Genomic DNA, 22036 nt, shown 5'->3' with positions numbered 1-22036 from the left:
TCCCCTCTTTTCTTTTTTAGAAGATAAACCCTTCTATTAACCAGACATATGACATCAGTTCTAAAATGACCGTAGTTACAACAAAAAACAAAATAAATCGCTTACAAAAACCTTGCTTAGTCTCTATAAAATAATGACTATATACCAAAGAAAAAGCTAGACTGACTGGTAAGGTAAGCATAACGCCTGTCTTAAAACTAAGACCTAATATTGTCAACAAGTAAGGAAAAATAACTCCGCCAAGTAACAAAAAAGCAAATACGATAAAACTACTTTTAACAGAAAGCCTAGGTCCTCGTAATGGCTGTTCTTCAGGTTTCATCTTTTCCCTCCTCTCGCCTTTATTATAGCGTTTACAAAGCGTAGTTTCAATTGTTTATAGACATTTTTGAAACATTTTTTCTAAAATAGCCTTTTCAAGACAAATAAAATATGTAGTGATGAAATATTATTTCATAAATGATTAAATTAATTCTTAAAAATACTGATTAACCTACGAAATCTTATTCACCGTCTAAATAAAGTAAAAAATGTAAAATGAATGCCAACCTCCTATAATTAAATCTATAACTAGCGTATAATGAACTGAGAAAATTGATGAAAAATTTATTGGAGGTAACTATGAAAAAAAGTAGCAGTAAAACGATACGTACATCGGATTTAATTTCTATAGGAATTTATACAGCATTATATTTTATATTAGTCGGCGTCGCTGAAATGATTGTGGTACTGCTTATTCCTGGTTATTCCTATTCTTATTCTCCTGTTATGGCAGCTTTGCTTGCTGGAACGATTTTTATGTTAATGGTCGCAAAGGTCCCTAAATTTGGCGCGATTACGATTATGGGGAGTGTTTTAGGTATATTTTTCTTTTTGAGTGGATTATTTCCTTTTGCCTTAATTCCAAGTGTTATTTCTGCCCTACTTGCAGACATTATCGCCTATATTTTCAAGTACAAAAGTAGGATAGGACTACTAATTAGTTATATTGTATTTTCTTTTAATACTACTGGACCTGTCGTTCAATTGTTATTTAGCCCAGATAGCTATGCAGCTAATCTCAGAGAACGTGGAAAAGATACAGCTTATATTGAAAATGTCTTTGCAAGTATTGCTAATTACACGGGGATTGTTGTTTTTGTTTTGCTTATCATTGCGGCTATTGTTGGTGGCTTATTTGGTCAACGAATGATGAAAAAACATTTTAAAAAAGCAGGAATTGTCTAATGGTTTTCCATTTTGATCCGCGAACAATTCTTTATTTTTTGCTAATATCCCAAATTGTCTTACTGTTAGATAGCAGTATTTTTATCGAAATAGTCACGGTCTTTATTTTCATTATGCCTTTTTTTATAAGTAAGCAACTTAAATGGGGTTTCATTATTGTTATCGTTTATAGTCTGCAATTGTTTACAGCCTTTACTATTTTGCCAAATATCGATAATACAATGTTGCTTTACCCACTTTCAATGGTCGCTAATGGATTTCGGGAGTTAATCCCCGGAATTATAATAGGCATTTATGCATTAAGATTAACACACTCAGCGGAATGGATCAGTTTATTTAAAAAATGGCGTTTTCCTAATTTTTTTATTGTACCCTTTTCGGTTATCTTTCGTTTTTTTCCAACAATACGAGAAGATTATCATCAGATTAGAAAGGCGATGGCTTTTCGAGGAATTGAAAAAGGTCCTATTGCTTTTATTAAACAACCCGTACAAACCTTTGAGTTTATTTTAATTCCACTGCTGATGAACGCAAGTCAAGTGGCACAGGATTTGACTATTTCTGCTTTAACTAAAGGATTAAGTATTCCGGGAAAACAAACGTCCATTATCAACCTCCGCATGACTAAAGTTGACCTGATTTATATGGTTATTGCTATCATTCCCATTGTTATTGATATAGGAGGTTTATTATGAAACGATTTGCAATAAATAGTGAAAATACTTCATTTCGTTTTCTTCATGCAGATGATACTTTTTTAAAATCGATTAACCTAAAAGTATCTTCCGGTGAGTGTATTCTTATTTGCGGAAAAAGCGGTAGTGGCAAAACCACTTTTAGTCGTTTATTAAATGGAATTAGCCCTAACTATATTGAAGGCGACTTGACTGGACATGTTGAAACACTCGGTTTAATTGCGGGAGAAGCAGACATTGAAGATTATGTTCCTGTAATTGGTAGTGTTTTTCAAAATCCAAAAACACAACATTTTACTACAAATACCACCTATGAACTTGCTTTTGCTCCTGAAAATATAGGAGAGTCTCCTAATCAAATTTATAAACGTATCAATGAAGTCTCTGAAGAACTTGATATCAAAAACTTACTTAACCGTGATATCTTCAAATTATCTGGTGGGCAAAAACAACAAGTTGCTATGGCTGCTGCCAACACTCTACGCCCTAAAGTTCTGATATTAGATGAAGTAACAAGTAATTTGGATCAAAAGGCAGTAGAGCAGATCAAAAAAATGATAAAACAAAAAAAGGAACAAGGAGTCACAATTATTCTCACCGAACATCGTTTAGCTTGGAGCAAGGGACTAGTTGATCGCTACGTACTATTTGAAAATGGTAAGTTAGTCCAAGATTGGAACAGCGATAAATTTAATCAATTGACGAATCATGAGTTAGGACAAAAAGGTCTGCGAGCCATGGATTTGTCTAAAAAACACAAAAAACTTTTGCAAAAAGAACAAAAAACTGAAAATTTCCAAGGGGCCTATTTACTACAAGCGGAAAATTTAAGCATTGGTTATGATAAAAAAACTCCGATTTTATCAAATATGACTGTCGGGCTAAGTCAAAACAAAATCACAGGAATCATAGGTCCCAATGGCGTAGGAAAAACAACACTAGCAAACACGCTTACGGGCTTATTAAAACCCTTAGCAGGAAAAATTTTATGGCATGGCCAATCAATTTCTCCTAAAGAATTAGTCAAAAAAGGTTTTTTAGTGATGCAGGATGCAAATTACCAATTATTTAGCGAATCTGTTTCTGAAGAAGTTTTACTCAACGCAAAATATCCTGAACAAAAAGACCCAGTATTAGAAAAACTAAATTTGTCAGGTTTAGAAGAACGTCATCCTATGAGCTTATCAGGGGGACAAAAACAACGTGTTGCCATAGCATCAGCTATCTTATCGGGAAAAGAATTGATTATTTTTGATGAACCTACTAGTGGTTTAGACTATGTCAATATGCAACATTTTGGTCAGTTATTAAATACGCTGAAGGAAACCGACGCTATTATAGCCATCATTACCCATGATGTGGAACTATCAGCTGATTGGTGCGATGAGATTATTAATTTAGGATAATTGTATAAAAAATATCCAATTGGCAAATTATGCTTCTTGGATATTTTTTATACACTGAAATACTTATCTTTTTTTTAAAATATCTATCGCTAAATGCTATCATCAAAACGACTCAGTCGAAAACTTTCCAAAGAAACAGCTGGTTGTTTTCCCATCAGCATATTTGCCAAACATTCACCAATACCACTGGCAAATTTAAAACCATGACCCGAAAAACCACAAGCAACCATAATATTTTCATACTCTGGTAAATAATCGATAATAAAATCTTCATCCGGCGTATTCGTATAAGTACATACTTTGCCTTCTTTTAATTCTATATTTTTTAATAAATGCTTATGTGTAAAATCAACCACTTCCTGCTCGTCTTCTGGATATGTTCCAAACCGTTCTAACACCCTCGGATCATCTAACAAACGTCCTCCATCATGTCTACCGATTTTCAACCCTTTTTCATTTATATCAGGAAAGCCATAATAAGTGCTATTTCCATCATCATAACCCCAAGCTGGAAACCTGCCTTCCTTATAAAGTGAATTTTTAGCAGCAGTCATCCATGAAAAAGTTTTACGTAGTGGTATAAGAGGTAATTTTATATTTAATAGTTTTGTTACTTGATTGGTCCTTTTACCAGCAGCGATAAGTAATTTTGTACCAACAACTGCTTCATTTTCTAATTTTACAGTAATTTGTTCTGTTGATGTTTTAATTGATTGAACAAAACGATTCATGTATAAATCAGCACCATTTTTTTCTGCTAACATACGGTAGGTTCGTATTGCATTTTCACTAAACAACACACCAGAACTTTTTTCAAAATAACCAATAGCGTCTTTATCCAATTGAAATCCCGGCCAGCGTTGGTTAATGTCTTTTGCTGTCATCACTTCTAGAGGCAAAAGATACTCTTCAGCTGACTTTTTCACGGTTTCTAAGAATATATTATCTTTAGGACCAAAATTTAATACGCCAGTTTTAGCAAAAATTCTTTCATTCGTTTTCTTTTCTAAGCTTTCCCATAGTCTTTGTGCATGCAGTGCTAAAGGGACATAACTACTACCTTCTCCATAAGCATGGCGGATTAACCTAGTTTCGCCATGATGCGAACCTTCTTCATGCGGAGGGTCAAAAGCATCAATCAGCGCAACTGTTTGTCCTGATTCTGTTAAGTAATATCCAGCAGCCATTCCCATAGAACCTGCTCCTATAATAATCACATCATACAATATTTATAGCCTCCTTATTTTTTAATTCATTACTAAATTTAAGTCTTATATTATTTTATTTCTATGTACTGTTTCTTCCGAATACAACATTATCTTGTGTTTTTATAAAAAGCATCCTAAAAGCGTAATGCCTTTTGGATGCTTAAAATTATACATTAATAAATAAATTAGCTAGCGGATATGCTATAAATAATGCGATAATTAGTGTTCCTACTGCTACTAACATCCCATATTTTAACATTTGTATAGTATTGGTCCAACCAGAAGAACCAGCGATAGCTACATAAGGCATCGAAGGCGGTGTAGCTGAGCCGATAGAAGCCACTAACCCAATAACAGCTGCAAGAGAAGCTGCTTCAACCATATTGGAAGAAAGCGCAATAGGCACTGCCACGGAAGTAACCACTTGTGAAGTAACCATATGCGAGCCAATATTTGATTCAAAAGTTGCCCAAGCGATAAATAATCCTACGATCAATAACGGCGAAAGCCCTTGTGCAATTGGCTTCATCACATTTGATACATAATTAATCAACCCAATATCTTCATTAGTCAGCGCGCTACCTATGGCTAAAGTCGAAGCTGCCATAATCAGACTCGGCCAAGAGACACCCTTTGTGATAGCTTCATTGATGACTAATAAAGGCTTGCCTTCCAATCGCAACATTGCTAACACAACAACGCCAGCAAGCGGCGGTACAGCAGTTCCGAAGCTATCGATTGTTGCTGCTATATTAGGCAAGATAGGCGAAATAATACCCGGTAATACCCATAATAAAATGACAATAACAAAAATAGACAAAATCATTTTTTCCCGTGTTGTAACAGGTTCAGTCTGCATTTCTTTAAAGTCAGCTTTATCCAACTGTTTAAATTGCTTTGTATCTGGTTTTAAAATAAAGCGGAAAACTAACAACATAAATAAAAAGATTAATAAACCTGATGGAATCGCAAAAGCCATATAATCTGCGTAGCTTATTGTCATATTTGCAATAGATTCAAATACGCCCAATGCAATTACAGGAAAAACATGAGCGATAGGTGTCATCCCCGAAGATAAAGAACAAGAAATCACTAAGCCAATCATTAACATGGAAGCAAAGGTACTTCCTTTTTTCAGATTTAAAATACCATAGATCTCTTCTAATATCGGCAGCATAATAAAAAATAAGACCGTTGGGGAAATAAATAATCCTATTAATAATACCGATAATAAAAATAATAATGTCAATTGCCAAGCGCCCTTTTGTGCCCACTTACTAGTAATAAACGCTAGTGCAATACGTTTAATAATACTTGTCTGCGACAAAGCGTAAGTAAGCATAAAAGTAAAAAGTAAAAAGACAAAAGTTTCATTACCAAAAGATGAAGCAAAAACTTGCTCCGGATCTAATACTGGCACCAAAGTCAAAGCCGCTAAACATAATAAACTTGGCCAATCAATCCCTACAAAAATCCACAATAGTAGCGTGCCTAAAAAGATTCCGACAACCTGCATACCATCCGCGTTTAACCCTGTAGGTGCTGGGATAAAACGAAAAAAGAAAATCACTAGTAAAGCAAAAAGCAGAATCGGTATTTTCCTATTTCTCATAAAAACGCCAACTTCTTTCAAAAAATTACATTATGATAAATTTATTAACAAGACAAAAAAGTATTATTGATCAATAATTTCTTCTTGTTGATATTCTTTTGTCGTGTCCATAATTGCTTGAAAAATTTTACGAACTGAATCTTCAAAGTCTTTGTTTTCAGTATAAGAAGCGATTTTATCTAAGACTGCTTTTTCACGATTTTCATCTAAAACAGGTATATTATGCTCTTTTTTAAATTTACCCACTTCCACTACCGCGTTCATTCGTTGTTCAATCAAAGGAACAAGCTCCTTATCTGCTTGATCAATCAGTTTTCTTGCCTCTTCTAAATTCATTGTCATACCCTCTTTCAGTTATTTTAAATAGGAGTATATCATGGTTGATAGTATAATACTATGGGAAAATAAAATTAGTCATTCAATATTCTAAAGTTAGTCTTACAAAGTCACTCTAGTTTTTCATAATTTTAGAGCTAGTTTGACAAAGTAGCTCTAATTTTTGTGGAATCTTGAGTTAGTCTGCTAAAGTAGCTTTAGTTTTTTCGAAATCTTGAGTTAGTCTGGCAAAGTAGCTCTAGTTTTATCACTACAAATGCTACTCATAAATCTCAAACCCATAATTTCGAATGTGCTGTTTTAGTAATTCTAAGTAATCTTTTGCTATCTTACTTAAATCGATCTTCTTATTTTTTAAGTAACCTAGTATCATTGAATCGTCTATTTCCAAAGGAATAGCAACAATCTTTTCATCATTTAATTCACTACTAATAATACCCGAACTGATCGTATAACCATTTAGTCCTACCATCAAATTAAAAATTGTCGCGCGATCACTGATTTGAATATGCTTTTTCCTTTGTAAGGTACTTAAAATTTCTTCAGAAAAATAAAACGAGTTAGTATCCCCCTGTTCATAGGATAAATAAGGATAATCTTCTAAGTCTTCTAAAGTAATACTTTTCTTTTTCGTTAAAGGATTTTCTCTGCCCACGAAAACATGTGGTTTGGCTTCAAATAATGGAATAAATTCTAAATTTTTTTCTGCAATAAGTCGCTTTAGGACGGTTTGATTAAAATCATTTAAATAAATTATACCTAATTCGCTTTTAAAAGTTTGGATGTCATCCAAAACATTTTGCGTCTGTGTTTCTCTTAAAGTAAATTGGTATTCGTCTTGACCGATTTTTTTCACTAACTCTACAAAAGCGTGAACAACAAAAGCGTAGTGTTGTCCTGACACACTAAAAATATGTTTACGTGTCGTAGTTTTCCCGAAACGTTCATCTAATAGATTAACCTGATCTAAAATCCCACGCGAATAGTTGATAAATTCCCGTCCTTCATTTGTTAATGTAATCCCTAATTTCGTTCGGTAAAATAATTGGATTTTATATTCTTTTTCCATTTCCTTCATTGCCTGTGATAACGATGGCTGACTAATAAAAAGCTGCTTTGCTGCTTCATTTATCGATCCTGTTTCAACGATTTTCTCCAAGTATTCTAATTGTTGTATCCTCATATGTTTTCTCCTTGTTATAGTTTTTACCTATCATAACATAGAAATAAAACGTATTATCTATTTTAGAGTAAACTTGTTAGAATAATGCCAATACAAAAATATTGGAGGAATGCTTTATGAGTACAGCTACAACAAAATTTCAACTTGTGGGTTTCTTTGTTAAGACCTGAAGATTTATTGGAATACAAACAAAAAATTGAAAATCGTGATGATATAAAGTATCCATTTTATGATGCTTTTCCAGGTTATAAAGAAAAAGAAAGTGAAACGACGAAACAAGTGATTGCTAAACAAAAAGAAGAAGGAATAACGCCTATTACTGATGGAGAATATACAAAGTCTATGTGGCATTTGGACTTTATTTGGGGCCTTAAAGGGATTGAACGCTATATTGCTGATACTGGCTATGCTTTTCAAGATCATGACGGCGGAGATTTTGAAACTAGAAAGGACATTGGTCTTCGTATCACTGAACCTTTATCTGGGAAAAATCATCACTTTATTGATATTTTTAAAAATATTAACGCTCAAGCTGAAGAGACCGATGTTAAGCTCACTGTGTGGGGTGCCGCTCATGCATTTACTGAACTAACAATCTTTGATGGTCTGTTTGGTAAGAATCAACTGTACAAAACCCAGGAGGAATTAAAAGATGGTTTAGTCAACGCTTATAAAGAATTTCTAACTGAATATAAAGAAGCTGGTGGTAAGATCATCCAATTTGATGATTGTCTGTGGGAGCTATTTGCTGATGATAATGAACATAGTTTTTACGCTAGTGGAAATGAAGGGATAGAAGATTTAGCCGACACCTTTATCTCAATTAACAACAAAGTCGCTGACTTTGGACATGAATTAGGTCTAAAAGTTTGGACGCATAATTGTCGAGGAAACTACCAGAGCCGTCATGCTGCGGGAGGCACTTACCAAGCAATTGCCGAAAAATTTTTAGGCGAACAACACTACGATCGTTTCTTTTTGGAATGGGATGATGAACGTGCTGGTGACATTTCAGCTCTAGAAGTATTAAAAGATAAGCCTGATGTTGAAGTCGTTTTAGGGCTTCTTTCCAGTAAAACAAGTACGCTTGACGATGAACAACGAGTGGTAAATCTGCTTGATAAAGCAAGTCAGATTTTGCCAAAAGAACGTTTATTTCTTTCACACCAATGTGGCTTTGCTTCTTGTGACAACGGAAATGAACTCTCCATCGAACAACAATGGAATAAAATTAATCAAGGTCAGAAAATCGCAGCTGAGTATTGGGGATAGATAAATTTTTACTGCTTTTTCTAACTTCAAACAAAATCTAACCCATTCTGTTTAGATGGCAGGATGGGTTAGATTTATTATTTAATTTCTTCAATCAACCAAAAAATGGCTATAACTTATGTTTTCCTCTTCGTTGACTGCATCTAGCTTCAATGGATCAGTCATAATTTGTTCAATGATATTGACGAGCATCTTTAGTTTTTGTTTGTCTCCTGCAATTTGAGTTTTAACTTCGATATAATATTTCTTCTCCTCGAGATCTGCATCATTTATATGAAAAATGGTAAAATCCTCTTTTTCATGGTGTAAATTAAACTGGACTTGCACGCTATTGTTTTGGACAAATGTTGTCGATGTTAATTCATTGAGTCCATTTTTATCGTTCCAATTGATATTCTTTAACTTAATTTGAGGAAGCTTTTTATCATAATCATACGATTGAAAAAAAATATGCTTCAAAGAATCCATATACTTAAATTCATTCATTTCCTCTTCTATATAGAAAATGGGTTCGCAAGTAATGTTTAACTTCTTGCCATAATCAGAGCATAAATAATAATCAAATTGCTGGTTTTCCAACGTTTCTAATTCATACAAAACTTTGGTTTCGATTCGTTCGATAAATTCCGAAAAATAATGCTGTAAGTTGAATTTCAAAGGTTGTGTAGCTAAACGACCATCGATAGCAATAATTGCTAAGCGTAATTTACGATGACTTAGTGTAATCCGGTTGATGACGCCAAGGATCGTCGAAAAAATAAGCTGTTGTTCTCTTTTTGAAAATGAATAATGATAAACTTGAAAAAAATCTTGATACACTAACGAACTGTAATAGCGAATGAGCGACTGTGCGCCTTCATTTTTAAAATCTTTATAACGCAGATCAATACTATCTGAAACACCTAACTTTATTTTTAAACTAATGGGAATCATAATTTTTAATAAATCTTTCAAGCAAGTGTAGTCATCAAAAATATCAATCTGTAAATATTCAGACATACCTTTTAAAATAAAGTTCCTAATTTCTTCAGCAAAAGAAATCAGCGTATTATAATTTTCTTTGCTACAATCAATAAATCGATATAAATCTGTGCTAAAAACCGCCACATAGGTTAAAAACTGGACTATTTCTTTAGTAAATTCAAAACCACTAAACTTGATTTTTAGTTTCTGTACTAATTCCACAATGAGTTCATACTCCTCAGTTGCGCGGTAATCAAAATCGATCGTTGGTAAAGACAATTGCAGTGAATTCTTTTGCAATGTTTGGTTACGAAAGTATAACAAATAGACAATAAAACGTTCTGCATTAATATCTGAAAATACAATCCTTGATTGGATAATTGTTTCGTAAAACGTCTTTCTTATCGCTGATTTTTCTAACTCATCGCAATAAAACAACTGATTGTAAGCTATAATTCCAAAGTCATGGTTTATACTTTTATCAAAATAGCGATACATTCGAACAGTAAGCATGATTTTTTTAAACGAAGCGCCATCAATATACATTCCATAATGAGGGCGTGTTTTTAAGGATAAATCATACTTTGTAAGCATCTTTTTAACCTCTTGCATCTCACGATTTAAAGAATAGCTAACCGCGATTTCCGTCTGTATATCTTCTTCTTTGACAGCTTCTTCCGAAGATAGCAGTCTACGAATAATATAACGAACACGATGATCAAATTCACTTTCACTTGATATTGAAGGATAAATTTGAAAAAACTGCTTGATTTTATTCTCCGTTTCTTTATTCATTACTTCTAATTGATAGCCTTTGGAAGGCTTCGAAGTAATGAAAACTTCTTCTGTGTAGAAAATCTGTTTTAACAATAAAACGTCTGACTTAATTGTCCGCGAGGTCACGCCTAATTCTTCTGCTAACTGCATACTGGTAAAATAGCCATCATGACGAAATAAAAGAAGAAACAAAGACTGTAACCTAGGCTCATCTGCTAAAATACGAAGTTCGTCTGTATTTTTCATACGCCTACTTTTTCCTCCGCACTATTCTAGATACATATTTTTCATCTGTTGCACCATCTGTTCTGTTAATTTTAATTCCTTTTTAACATAATTTTCAATCGATCCGTATTGCTCATGAATCGTATCGATCGATTCTTCAATAAAGTCCGGTTTTGTATCAATAAAAGAGTATAACTGATCCAATACCACTGGGTCATTCGTCAATTTTTTATAACCTTCCATTTTAATTCGATTTCTTTCAATCCGATTTTTTGCGGTTAGAAGATAATCCTCGACTAAGTCTTCTTTTTTTACACCCAATGTTCCTAAAACAAGCATAGAACCAAAACCTGTCCGATCCTTTCCACCTCTACAATGTTGAACTACAGCAGGGGCATTAGGATCCGCAACGATTTGCAGCATCTTAGAAAAAGCTTCTTGGGATTCTTTTTTAGTCACAAAGGTATGATATTGTGTTAAAACAACATCGCTATGATCGACTAAAGTTCCTTTTTCCTTTTGTTCAATAATTTCATTAATTAAATTTGCATCTTCTTCTTCTTTAGAAGATTGAAATTGCGCGGCTAATTCTGCGGCATGTGCTGATGGATCCATTTGATAAGTGGTTACTTGATCGCTGATCTGCTTATTAGGGTATTTTTGCGTCTCCACATTACTACGGTAGTCAATAATGGTGTGAATGCCCAAAGTTTGTAGATAGGCGATTCCTTTATCCGTTGCATTATGAATATGATCCGAGCGATAAAGTTTTCCCCATTGAACAGTTTTTCCCGAATCAGTCTCGTATCCGCCCATATCTCTAAAATTATTCATGCCTTCAACAGGCAACGTCCGTTCTGCCGTAATATATTGATTTGCTTTTGTTTTAATCAAAAAATAGGGACGATGAGAAAGTTCGTTAAGATCAATATCAAAATTTTCCTGTTTTGTTTTTAACTAAAACTTGAAACCTACTTTTCGATACGTATCCCTTGGTATACCAAGGATCTCATGCACAAAATTAACTTCAACCTGCTTGCTTGAGCTGTTTTTGTATAGAGGAAGGTAGTTTTTCAAGGAACTGTTCGATAATGTTATTTAATACGGCTTCATCCAAAACATATTCATCCGCAAAAGCTTCTTGGAATAAAACGAGTAATTGCAGAATGGCTTCCGATACAGAAAGCTCAGAAAGCTCATCAATGAGAAGATAAAATAACTCGCCAAGCGTTCGGTCGTCTTTACTTTCACGTTCTTGCACCGCTAGGATCATATAACCGATAGCTACCAGTGTCGTATGCGCAAAGATCCCGTCATAAGAAATCCCTTGGTACTTGGCTAATTTTAAGTATTGTTTGCACATCTTGAAGTAGACTTCCACCGACCAGCGTCTAGCATAGAGCTGAATGATCTCGTCTTCGGTCAGATCGATATCGGTCGAAGCTAAGACCAAATAGTCGTTTCGTTTATTGCGATTGCGAATATATACCAACTTAATGGGAAGGATTTTCCCTTCTACGACAGCTTCTACTTGGACACTCAAAAGATAGCGAGAACGACCGCGGCGCTTTTTATTTCGTTTGAAGATTTCTTTGACATCCATCTTTTGGCCTTGATAACGGTAGTAGATCTTTTGACTACGTTTGACCATCGCTACGCAGTGGCATTTCAGGTCACGGATCTGTTGGAACATTTTGGGACTGGAAAACCAAGTATCGAATAAGACATAATCCGCATGGATCCCTTGGTTCAAAGCCGATCGAAGCAGTTCCAGTGTCACTTCTGTGCCTTTACGAAGCGCTTGAGCTTTACGTTTCCCCCTATTCGTGCGTTGGTCCCCGATATCAAGATCAGATTGGAGCTTTCTTTTCCCGGAGAGCAAGGAAAAAGCGACGGGACAAAGCTGTTGCCATCACTCCAGCCTAATTGTAAATAACGAAATCCTTTGAAATATTTTTTCTTGGCATGGTCGTATTGTAAAGCGGCACATTCCACTTTTTTCGCATTCGAGCGGGTATACATGGAGTCATCCACGATAAATGTGGTTTTTCGGGCATCATCCGTCAATGGACGTAGGAAAGTAATGACGGATTTAGCCACTAAGATCAGTGATTTTTGCCAATGAATGTGCGGATCATTCAAAACGTTGCGAAATGTTTTATCTGAAAATGATAGCTGTTCCTTTTGCTTTTGGTAAAACCGATAGGTAGAACCGTTGGTAAAGATCGAGGCCAATAAAAAAGAAAAAATAACAGGAACCGAAAAACCCCTTTTATGGACTGCGTTTGATTTTTTCAACGCAGAAGCTACATGGAACCGATGAAAAAAATCAGACACAGAGGTAGAAATTTTTTCTGAATTTGACGTTTTTTGTGTTATAATTGACATGGCATGAACACTCCTTGGTTATTGGTTTTTTGGTAATTCTATTATACCAAGTTTTGAGTCGTTCATGCTATTTTTGTATCAAAAAACGTTTATTTATCAAGGGATGAACTGTATTTTTGAACTTTCAAGTTTTAGTTTTTAATAAAAAATTTGGTTGCGAATTTTCCATCAAAAATACTTCTACTTCTTGTTCTTTGTTAGCCATAGGTATTTCAAAATGGAAATGATTTTTTCTAGTTTGCTCTACTTTATATTTATTTTCCATATCATTCTCCTAAGACGCCGACCGCAGTCAAAAGAATTGATAAAATCATAATGGCTAATATCAATAGGGGCGCATGTTTTCCATTGGTTTTTTTCAAAATTTTATATACAGCAAAAGTAATCAATAAACTAAACAATCCAGGCATTACTTGGTCAAACATTTCCTGAAACTCAATGACATTATCCCCTGCTGAGATTTCAGCAACAACATTCACATTTACTACAGACGCAATAAGACCGCCAACAACCATTAAACCTACAATATTAGCAATATTGGAAAGGCGCTGTAAGATATTTCCACCTGTTCCTTCGATCATTTCCATTCCCTTAGTATATCCCAAATGAATCCCATAATATTTGATGGATACATTCACTACATTATATAGTAAAAACATAACAATAGGACCTAGAATACTACCGTTAAGCGCTAAAGATGCACCAATACTTCCGCAAATAGGTAACCAGGTAAATTTTAAAATACTATCACCGATACCGGCAAGTGGTCCCATCAGTCCCGTTTTTACATCGGTTACTGTTTGTTTTTCTTCTTCACCTGTTGTTTCTTCAATAGCAGCAGCAATCCCTAGAATCAGAGCATCGGCATTTACGTGACTGTTAAAAAATTCTAAGTGACGTTTCATTGCAGTTGTCTTTAGTTCTTCAGATTGGCCTTCATACAAACGTTCTAAAACTGGAACAAAACTAGATAAAAACCCAATTGCCTGTAATGATTGAAAATTGTTGGTTACATTTAATAACTGCATACGCCAAAAAACACGATTCAAATCATGTTTGGTAATTTTCATCTCTTCAGTACTCATAGATCGTATTCCTCCTCATCATCAGCTGTATCAGTCTCTACATTTTGTTCTGATGTTTGCGGTGTTTGTTTTACTGCTAGATCATATATAAAAGCGATAGGCAGAGCGATTAACGTAATCGGCAGTATCTCTAAGTCTAAATAGACTGCTAAGGTAAAACCAGCCACCAAAAACATCCAGAGCTCGCCTTTTTTGATCATCATCAACATCAATAAACCAATTCCGACCGAAGGAATAATTGCACCTGCCACACTTAGACCATCCATTATCGCGTCTGGAAGGCTTCAACCGCTGTATCGATAGCTCCGGCACCGAAATAAATAGCTAAAAATGTAGGCACCGCTCGAACTAAAAAGGCAATCAGCATAGGAACATAATTAATACGGAAAACTTTAGAAAAATCACCTGTTTCAGCAATCCGATCAGCAATTGGATTTAAGTAAGTAATTGTCGAACGATATAAAATGAGTAATTGCTGAGCTAACAGTGATGTGGGAACGGCTAATGCTACAGCAGTGGCGGTTCCACCCGAAGAGATACCTAAAGCCGTACCAATAGCTGTACCAGAAATAATATCTGGAGCAGAATATGCACCGACATTTCCTATCCCCATCCACATAACTTCTAATGTTGCACCAATATATAAAGAAGTTTGCAAATCACCCATAATTAATCCAACCACCGGAGCAATCAATAACGGTCTACGTAATATTTGTGTTCCAATATCGTCAATCGCACAAATCCCTGCCCAACAAGCAACTAATAATGCAGAAATCATTGGATAACCTCCTTTAGGTTAACTTTTTCATCGTTTGGTACCATTTGAATCGTGATATTTAGTCCACCGTCAAGCAACTTTTGAAATGCTTGTTTCTCCTCTTCTGTGACTGCTAACGCTTTTGATAATCGTTGTCTACCTTCTTGAAAACGCATGCCACCAATATTTAGCGCGTCGATTGGAATTCCCGCATCGACTGCTCTTAATACGTCAACACTCGTCGTAAATAAAAGCATAGTACGTCGCGTGATTTCATTTTTCTTAATAATTTCGCCAAATTTTTCTACCGGAAAAGCTTGTACTTTTATCCCTTGAGGGGCAGACATTTTTAAAATATTTTTTTGTGTTTTGTCCCCTGCAACTTTGTCATTTAAAATAATAATCTGTTCAATTCTATGCATATTCGCCCAGGTTGTTACCACTTGTCCATGAATTAAGCGGTCGTCGATTCTACTAAAGACTATACTCATCGTCATCTTCTCCTTCTATATCCTCATTTGTTCGTACAGATAAACCTTGATTATAAGTACTAGTTATGATTTCTTTAAGAGATTGGATATCTTTTGTACAGTTTGTGAAAACTTCTAATAAAATGGGTAAATTCACTCCTGCAACCACTAAAGCATCTTCGCGTGTTAATAATTCACTTGCCAAGTTTGTCGGCGTACCACCGACAATATCAGTAAACAAAATTAAACCATTACTAGTATCTAACTGATTCACTTTATCGAATAGTTCTTGTTTTAACTGTTCGACATCATCTACAACAAAAACACTAACAGTATCATAGTTATCTTGCTGACCTACAATTAATTGGGCACTTTCCATCGCTGCTTTTCCAAAGTCACCATGGGTCATAACAATAATTCCAACATTTTCTGACATTTCACTTTCTCCCTTCCTTTTTTTACCAATGTTTCACTTACTTGTAATGCTATTTATTATAATTAAATTATAAAAGCTATTAAATCGTTTTCAACGATCGTTATTTCACTATATATAGTGAAATAATTTCTCGCTAAACAAAAATAAACATCGAAATGATGTTTGTTCCAATGGTAAAATAAAATGGACATAATACTTTATAAATTGACAAAATCAAAAGCGTACTATATTATGTACATATGAGGATGGTGTTTAAAATGGATTCAATGACAAGAACAAATCTCAGAAAGGATTTATTTAAAACTATTGATAAAGTGAATAAAGAGAACACCCCGTTAGAAATTACAATTAATAGTAATGAAGGTACAAATGAAGGTGTCGTTATGCTTTCTAAAAGAGAATATGAAAGAATGCAGGAAGAACTTTATCTTCGTGAAACTGGTACTTTAGACTACGTCTTTGATCTGATGGATAATTCTTCAGAAGACGATTTTGAAGAACTATGAGTGTTTGGAGAGTTAAAGCGCATAGAGTTATAAAAAAAGAGCATATTCCATTACTTGAGCAATCTGGATTAAAAAAAGACTTCGATGAGATTGTTGAGACATTAAAAGAAAATCCTTTTGCAAATGTCCGAAGACAAGAAAAATTAAGTCCAAAAAGTAGAGGACTTTACTCTATGAGAATAAATAATAAACATAGAGTTGTTTATTCAGTTAATAAAAAAGATAAAGAAGTCACAATTTTAGCAGCATGGTCGCATTATGAAAAGAATATACCAAAAAAATAAAGACTAGATAAAACTGATATTGTAAAAAGTTTTTTCTAGTCTTTATTTTTTTCTTATCAAGAGGCAAATTTCAATTTCGTTCTCACTTTGTTAAGTAAGTACTTAAGGATTGATTAGAAGTAAATTTAGATTCTGCTAAGCTCATAAGTAAGCAAAAGTAGTGAGCTAAAAAAGAAATAAGCACATAAGTTCAGTAAACTAGTGGTGTTAAATCATGATAACCACATAAGTTTGTCCGACTTATGTTCTTAATTTAAGAAAAGAATAACAAAAACTCCATTTAGAATGGATTTAGCACATAAGAACGACCAAAGTAGTAGCGTTATTTGTGTTTAAGCACATAAGTTCAGTAAACTAATGAGGTTAAATCATGATAAGCTCATAAGCTTGCCCGACTTATTTGGTTAATTTACTGATCTCCTATAAAAAACTGGCTACTATAAATTAACTTCACAGTAACCAGTCTTTATTATCTTCTATTTAATTGGTGTAGCTGTTATCTTTAATACTTCATTTAATTCGTCAATGTTTTGTTTACCTTGTGTTTGTAACCATTTGATAGCGGCTTGTTTACCATCTTGTACAAAAACAGGAACGCCATCTGCCCAAGTTGCCCGGCCACATAAGACGCCGTTAAAAGTTGATCCAGCTTCCTTAGCAAAGCGCAAGGTGTCACGAAATAATTCAGCTGATACTCCTGCACTTAAGAAGATGAATGGTAAATCAGTTGCATTAGTTTGATCAACAAAGTAACCAGCTGCTTCATCTTGACTATAAACAACTTCTCCATCACTATAACCTTCGACAAAAGTCATATTTACTGGCACTTCAACTTTTAATACATCTACATGGTATTTTTTAGCAGAAAATTCTTTCATCATTTCATTCACTTTATGTGGTTTTACTCTCGCATACTCTGCACTTTTTACGTCTAAACCAGAAGCATCATAAGAGACTAATTCTAAAAAGAAAGGTAGGTCTTCAGCTACACATTCGGCACCAATTCGTTCGATAAACGCATGTTTTTGATCATTGATTGCTCGGTCTTCGTCTACATCATAATAAAGTAAGAATTTGCAAGCATCAGCACCGGCTTTTTTTAATCGGTGAACGGACCAAACATCAAGTAAGTCAGGCAAACGGCCAGGTGTTGTCGCATCATAACCGGATTTTTCATAAGCGAGTAATAGCCCACTGCTGTTGGCTTTTTTTCCTGCAGCTGGTAAGCCATACTCCGGATCCAGCAAGATAGAAGAAGTATAAGGCGTTAGCTCCGTTGCCACTAAACTTTTAAAGTCAGAAATATCGTTACCTTCTGGTTCTTTGTAAGGGGCGATCATTTTTTTCATTGCCCCTCTTTGGTCGATTGCTAAAGCGCTAATCACCCCTTCTTCATTCATAAGTTGATTTAAATGTTCTTGTTTATTCATAACTAGTAATCTCCTTTTTATGATTCAGCAATATTGGAATTTAATACTTCTGCGATTTCAGTAGCAGATGTGGCTTTTTTTAATTTGTCTGTGACATCAGCTTTCATTAACAAACGTGCTAATGTAGATAAAAGAGTTAAATGCGTGGTTCCAGCTTCTGTATCGGGAACAAATAAAGCAATAATATACTTAGAAAGGCTATCGTCCATGCTATCCCACTCAATCCCCGAATTAGGATAAACAATGATTACCTCTGCTTCTTTTATTGATTTATCTTTCGCATGAGGAATGGCAAAGCCATCCATCATGCCGGTTGTACTCTCTTCTTCCCGTCCATTGAATTTTTGATAAATAGCCTCAGCGTCTGTCGCAATCCCTGCTTTTACTGCTTGTTCTGCTAAAAATTGAAATACCTCATCTTGTGTTGTTAATTCTTGGTTTAAAAAGATATTTTCTTCTTTAATATATTGTTGCATTATGCTGCCTCACTTTCGTTTGTATTGTTTTTTACTGCAAGTCTTTTTTGTTTAAAGCCAAATAATAAACCTGCAATAATTGATCCTAATAAGATGGAAGAAACCCAGGCTACTTTACCTGTTACGACTGGTAAAACTAGGAAACCACCGTGAGGCGCAGGTACTTGCACATTAAACATGTAAGTTAATACGGCTGCGATGGAAGAACCTAGCATAAAAATTGGGATGTTTCGTAATGGGTCTTTTGTGGCAAAAGGAATTGCTCCTTCAGTAATATGAGTAGATCCCAAAATAAAATTAACGAATCCAGCATTACGATCATTTTTTTCAAAATATTTACCGAAAAATAGAGCACCAAAACCAGTAATCAATGGAGGTGCGATACAAGCTGCGGAAACGCCAGCCATAAACCCACTATTTCCTTGCGCTAAAAGAAAAGTCCCAGTAACATAAGCTGCTTTATTAATGGGGCCTCCCATATCAAAGGCGGACATACAACCAATAATGATGCCTAAAATTAAAGGATTCGAGCCTTCAAAGTTGACTAAAAAGTTCATCATTGCTTGGTTGATTGCCTCCATTGGACCGCTCAATAACCACATAATCACACCAACCACAGAAACTCCAATAACTGGATAAAGGAAAATAGCTTTTAACCCGTCTAATGATTTCGGCATTTTAACTAGTAATTTTTTCAAAGCTAGCATGAAATATCCTGCTAGAAAACCAGACAAGATCCCGCCTAAAAATCCCGTTCCGCCATCATCAGCAATTAAACCGCCGACAAAACCAACGGCTAAGCCAGGACGTTGCGCGATCCCTTCAGCAATATAAGCGGATAACACAGGTACCATTAGTCCCATCGACATATCGCCAATGCCTTTAATCATCGCAGCCGTTTCATTATATTGTGCACTATCAGGTTCCGCCGAATAAACACCCCAAATCGCAAAAGAAACCGCCATCAAAATACCTCCAGCGACCACAAACGGCAGCATATGCGAAACACCATTCATCAAATTATTGTAAATGTCTCGACCAATACTATTGGCTTGTTTTGTTTCGCCTTGGCCTTCTGTTTGTTCTGACTGTTTTTCTTGCTTACTTTCACCTTCCAAGACTTCACCTTTACCTGCTAGTGCATCGTCAATTAATTGATCCGCTTCTTTAATCCCTCTACCTACCGCAACATTGATCACTTGTTTGCCAGCAAAGCGTTCTTTTTGTACATCTTTATCTGCTGCAATAATTACCGCATCAGCATCTGCTATTTCTTGGGCGGTTAATTCATTTTCGATACCAACTTGCCCATGAGTTTCGATTTTGATGGTAACGCCTTTATTTTCAGCCGCTTGTTGTAAAGCTTCTTGCGCCATATAGGTATGTGCAATCCCAGTAGGACAACCTGTTGCGCCTACAATTTGATACCTTGCCATGTTAGTTCACTCCTTTTTTGAAATGGTAATTTGTCTTTGTAAATCATCCACATCTGAAAAATCCGTTAGACCTTTATGAAAAGCCGTAGAACTGCCAGCTGCCAAACTAAGTTTTAAGTTATCTTCGATATTTTTCTCTTTTAAAATTCCTACCAAAAATGTTCCTAGTAAAGTATCTCCAGAGCATGCTGTATTAACGACTTCGCCCTTAGGTGAATTTCCAAAAAAGACCCCTTCTTTATTCAATAAAACAGCGCCATCTGCCCCTAAAGAAATCAGTACATTTTGAGCTCCTGCTTTTAATAATTCATTACCATAATAAACATAGTCTTCTTGCGAATTAATCTTAGTATTAAACCATAAAGCTAATTCTTCTTCGTTTGGTTTTAATAAAAACGGCTGATAAGTTAAGCAATCCATCACATCTAAATAGCTGCTATCAATAATTAGATGAACTTTTCTGTCCTGACAGATTTTTGCCATATCGACTAAAATCGATGAAGAGACACCTTGTGGAAAGCTACCAGATACACATAAATAGTCGCCTTCTTGTAAATTGTTGATTTGGTCTAATAACGATTGAACAGCTTCTTTTGGAACATTCGGACCTCGATTGACTAGTTTGTATTCTTTATTCGTTTGATTGACTTTCGTAAAAACATTGATCCGTGTCATTCCAGGAACTTCAATAAAGTCCGTATCGATTTGTTTTTCATGTAAAAATTCTTCAATATAATTGCCGGTAAAACCCGCTTGAAACCCTAGTGCGGAGCTATCAATACCTAACATTTTTAAAACCAGTGAGACATTAAATCCCTTTCCATTTGCCTGAATATCATCATCTTTTGTTCGATTGACAACAAAAGGCTTTAACTCATCTGTTTCAATAAATAAATCAATTGCTAGATTTAACGTACAAGTATAAAAAGCCATCACCACTTCCTCCTTAATTTTTATTATGCAACATATAGATGTGTAAAAGTGTTCAAAATAAGGAGATAAAACAGAAAACCTTTACAATCTTTTTTCTTTTTAATAGACGCATCGTTTTGTTCATATTATGATAGGAGCTACAAGGAGTGTGCATTCATGGATAAAAAATTAAGTGATTCAGAACAATATGTTTGGGACTTTATTCAAGAAAATATACAAAATATTCCAAACTATTCCATCGTCAAACTAAGTGAATTAGCCAATGTCTCAACCGCTACAATTGTTCGTACCATGAAGAAAAAAGGCTATGAAGGATTTACAGCCTTTAAACATCATTTAAAAGAAATGTCTTATAAAGATATTAATTTTTCTTCTTTAGACAAAGTAGATCAAGGAATACGAACTGCTATTTTAAAAAATGAACAAGAAGTAACACGAACCATTAATATGATCGAAACAGGTAATATTGAAGATGCAATTCAAAGAATCAAAGCAGCAAAACGTGTCATTATTTTTGCACGAGGCTTTTCAGAAATGACGGCACAAGAAATGATGGTCAAATTTCAGCTTACAGGAAAATATTGTGAGTTACACGCAGATCCAGAAATCATAAAAACGATGAGTAAAAAATTAACGAAAAATGATGTAGTGATTTTCATTTCCCTTAACGGAGAGACTAAAGAGTTAGTTACAGCAGCAAAAAATTGTTACCAATTAGAAATTGGAACGATATTGTTAACAGCCAGCCGCCACTCTAGTTTAATAAATTTTGTCGAAATTCCTTTTGTAGGATTTAAATCGGAAGGATCTTTTTTTCCAGATTATGAGGTGCGTTCGAGGTTGCCTTTAACTATTTTAGCTCGAGTGTTGTTGGATTCGTATGCTTTACGAACTTCTGAAAATTAAAAAAATCCATTGAAAATTGAGAATC

At 34.8% G+C, this 22036-nt stretch carries 21 protein-coding genes and 3 pseudogenes; 7 read left to right on the top strand and 17 right to left on the bottom strand.

Features of this window, described 5'->3' with window-relative positions:
• Positions 1 to 16: 16 nt before the first annotated feature.
• Positions 17 to 322 carry a hypothetical protein gene (locus C7K42_RS01110; protein ID WP_014124572.1) on the bottom strand — a complete coding sequence of 102 codons (306 nt, stop codon included), beginning with the start codon at positions 320 to 322 and terminating at the stop codon, positions 17 to 19.
• A gap of 299 nt (positions 323 to 621) precedes the next feature.
• Between C7K42_RS01110 and C7K42_RS01105 the strand changes: the two genes are divergently transcribed.
• From C7K42_RS01105 to C7K42_RS01095, 3 genes are read left to right on the top strand one after another with little or no spacing between them, the layout of a single operon-like run.
• Complete coding sequence (locus C7K42_RS01105) at positions 622 to 1227, top strand: MptD family putative ECF transporter S component (protein WP_014124570.1); 606 nt, start codon at positions 622 to 624, stop codon at positions 1225 to 1227.
• Positions 1227 to 1922 (top strand): energy-coupling factor transporter transmembrane component T family protein, encoded by a 696-nt coding sequence (locus tag C7K42_RS01100; protein ID WP_014124569.1) that lies wholly within the window; start codon positions 1227 to 1229, stop codon positions 1920 to 1922. Before C7K42_RS01105 ends, C7K42_RS01100 begins: the two co-directional genes overlap by 1 nt.
• Positions 1919 to 3328, top strand: a complete 1410-nt coding sequence (locus C7K42_RS01095) for an ABC transporter ATP-binding protein (RefSeq protein WP_014124568.1) — start codon at positions 1919 to 1921, stop codon at positions 3326 to 3328. The genes C7K42_RS01100 and C7K42_RS01095 overlap by 4 nt, the downstream gene beginning before the upstream one ends.
• A gap of 89 nt (positions 3329 to 3417) precedes the next feature.
• On the opposite strand, the gene solA is transcribed toward C7K42_RS01095, so the two are convergent.
• The 4 genes from solA to C7K42_RS01075 form a co-directional block, all read right to left on the bottom strand.
• The gene (gene solA / locus C7K42_RS01090; protein WP_227869152.1) at positions 3418 to 4545 is read right to left on the bottom strand and encodes an N-methyl-L-tryptophan oxidase; all 1128 of its coding nucleotides are present in this window, start codon (positions 4543 to 4545) and stop codon (positions 3418 to 3420) included.
• 157 nt (positions 4546 to 4702) lie between these two features.
• Positions 4703 to 6148, bottom strand: coding sequence for an SLC13 family permease (locus tag C7K42_RS01085; protein WP_103099673.1), 1446 nt, complete (start codon positions 6146 to 6148; stop codon positions 4703 to 4705).
• 63 nt (positions 6149 to 6211) lie between these two features.
• Entirely contained in the window at positions 6212 to 6484 is a 273-nt protein-coding gene (locus tag C7K42_RS01080) for a chorismate mutase (RefSeq protein ID WP_014124565.1), read from the bottom strand.
• 259 nt (positions 6485 to 6743) lie between these two features.
• Entirely contained in the window at positions 6744 to 7667 is a 924-nt protein-coding gene (locus C7K42_RS01075) for a LysR family transcriptional regulator (protein WP_014124564.1), read from the bottom strand.
• Between the two features lie 116 nt (positions 7668 to 7783).
• Here C7K42_RS01075 and C7K42_RS01070 point away from each other — a divergent pair.
• Positions 7784 to 8939: pseudogene (locus tag C7K42_RS01070) on the top strand (cobalamin-independent methionine synthase II family protein).
• Between the two features lie 90 nt (positions 8940 to 9029).
• Here the strand turns inward: C7K42_RS01070 and C7K42_RS01065 are convergent.
• The 8 genes and pseudogenes from C7K42_RS01065 to C7K42_RS01030 form a co-directional block, all read right to left on the bottom strand.
• Positions 9030 to 10925 (bottom strand): HTH domain-containing protein, encoded by a 1896-nt coding sequence (locus C7K42_RS01065; protein WP_014124562.1) that lies wholly within the window; start codon positions 10923 to 10925, stop codon positions 9030 to 9032.
• 21 nt (positions 10926 to 10946) lie between these two features.
• A complete protein-coding gene (locus tag C7K42_RS01060) occupies positions 10947 to 11753 on the bottom strand; it encodes a tyrosine-protein phosphatase (protein WP_282957117.1) in 807 nt (268 codons plus the stop codon).
• A gap of 178 nt (positions 11754 to 11931) precedes the next feature.
• Positions 11932 to 13292, bottom strand: a pseudogene (locus C7K42_RS13265) (IS4-like element ISTeha4 family transposase).
• Positions 13293 to 13416: 124 nt separating this feature from the next.
• On the bottom strand, positions 13417 to 13557 hold the full coding sequence (locus C7K42_RS01050; RefSeq protein ID WP_249038012.1) for a hypothetical protein: 141 nt from the start codon (positions 13555 to 13557) through the stop codon (positions 13417 to 13419).
• Position 13558: 1 nt separating this feature from the next.
• A complete protein-coding gene (locus C7K42_RS01045; RefSeq protein ID WP_103099672.1) occupies positions 13559 to 14377 on the bottom strand; it encodes a PTS system mannose/fructose/sorbose family transporter subunit IID in 819 nt (272 codons plus the stop codon).
• Positions 14374 to 15155, bottom strand: a pseudogene (locus C7K42_RS01040) (PTS mannose/fructose/sorbose/N-acetylgalactosamine transporter subunit IIC). The gene C7K42_RS01045 and the pseudogene C7K42_RS01040 overlap by 4 nt, the downstream one beginning before the upstream one ends.
• Positions 15152 to 15625: a PTS sugar transporter subunit IIB gene (locus C7K42_RS01035; RefSeq protein ID WP_014124557.1), complete on the bottom strand. Its 474-nt coding sequence runs from the start codon at positions 15623 to 15625 to the stop codon at positions 15152 to 15154. Before C7K42_RS01035 ends, C7K42_RS01040 begins: the two are co-directional and overlap by 4 nt.
• Positions 15609 to 16040, bottom strand: a complete 432-nt coding sequence (locus tag C7K42_RS01030) for a PTS sugar transporter subunit IIA (RefSeq protein WP_014124556.1) — start codon at positions 16038 to 16040, stop codon at positions 15609 to 15611. The genes C7K42_RS01035 and C7K42_RS01030 overlap by 17 nt, the downstream gene beginning before the upstream one ends.
• Positions 16041 to 16297: 257 nt before the next feature.
• Between C7K42_RS01030 and C7K42_RS01025 the strand changes: the two genes are divergently transcribed.
• Together C7K42_RS01025 and C7K42_RS01020 are read left to right on the top strand one after the other, a co-directional pair.
• On the top strand, positions 16298 to 16546 hold the full coding sequence (locus C7K42_RS01025; protein ID WP_014124555.1) for a type II toxin-antitoxin system Phd/YefM family antitoxin: 249 nt from the start codon (positions 16298 to 16300) through the stop codon (positions 16544 to 16546).
• Complete coding sequence (locus C7K42_RS01020; protein ID WP_014124554.1) at positions 16543 to 16830, top strand: Txe/YoeB family addiction module toxin; 288 nt, start codon at positions 16543 to 16545, stop codon at positions 16828 to 16830. Before C7K42_RS01025 ends, C7K42_RS01020 begins: the two co-directional genes overlap by 4 nt.
• Before the next feature lie 476 nt (positions 16831 to 17306).
• Here C7K42_RS01020 and lacD read toward each other — a convergent pair whose 3' ends face one another.
• Genes lacD through pfkB form a run of 4 tightly spaced genes read right to left on the bottom strand, consistent with a single transcriptional unit; the run spans position 17307 to position 21105 of the window.
• Complete coding sequence (gene lacD, locus C7K42_RS01015) at positions 17307 to 18260, bottom strand: tagatose-bisphosphate aldolase (protein WP_014124553.1); 954 nt, start codon at positions 18258 to 18260, stop codon at positions 17307 to 17309.
• Between the two features lie 17 nt (positions 18261 to 18277).
• Positions 18278 to 18736 carry a fructose PTS transporter subunit IIA gene (locus C7K42_RS01010; RefSeq protein ID WP_014124552.1) on the bottom strand — a complete coding sequence of 153 codons (459 nt, stop codon included), beginning with the start codon at positions 18734 to 18736 and terminating at the stop codon, positions 18278 to 18280.
• Positions 18736 to 20172: a PTS fructose transporter subunit IIC gene (locus tag C7K42_RS01005; protein ID WP_014124551.1), complete on the bottom strand. Its 1437-nt coding sequence runs from the start codon at positions 20170 to 20172 to the stop codon at positions 18736 to 18738. The genes C7K42_RS01010 and C7K42_RS01005 overlap by 1 nt, the downstream gene beginning before the upstream one ends.
• A 6-nt stretch (positions 20173 to 20178) precedes the next feature.
• Positions 20179 to 21105 (bottom strand): 1-phosphofructokinase, encoded by a 927-nt coding sequence (pfkB, locus tag C7K42_RS01000; protein WP_014124550.1) that lies wholly within the window; start codon positions 21103 to 21105, stop codon positions 20179 to 20181.
• A 156-nt stretch (positions 21106 to 21261) separates the two neighbouring features.
• Between pfkB and C7K42_RS00995 the strand changes: the two genes are divergently transcribed.
• Positions 21262 to 22011 (top strand): MurR/RpiR family transcriptional regulator, encoded by a 750-nt coding sequence (locus C7K42_RS00995; RefSeq protein ID WP_014124549.1) that lies wholly within the window; start codon positions 21262 to 21264, stop codon positions 22009 to 22011.
• The last annotated feature ends 25 nt before the right edge of the window (positions 22012 to 22036 follow it).

The sequence above is a fragment of the Tetragenococcus halophilus subsp. halophilus DSM 20339 genome (assembly GCF_003841405.1).
Classification (GTDB): domain Bacteria; phylum Bacillota; class Bacilli; order Lactobacillales; family Enterococcaceae; genus Tetragenococcus; species Tetragenococcus halophilus.
Note: the sequence above shows the minus strand (reverse complement) of the source record. Positions and strands in the feature narration are given on the sequence as shown.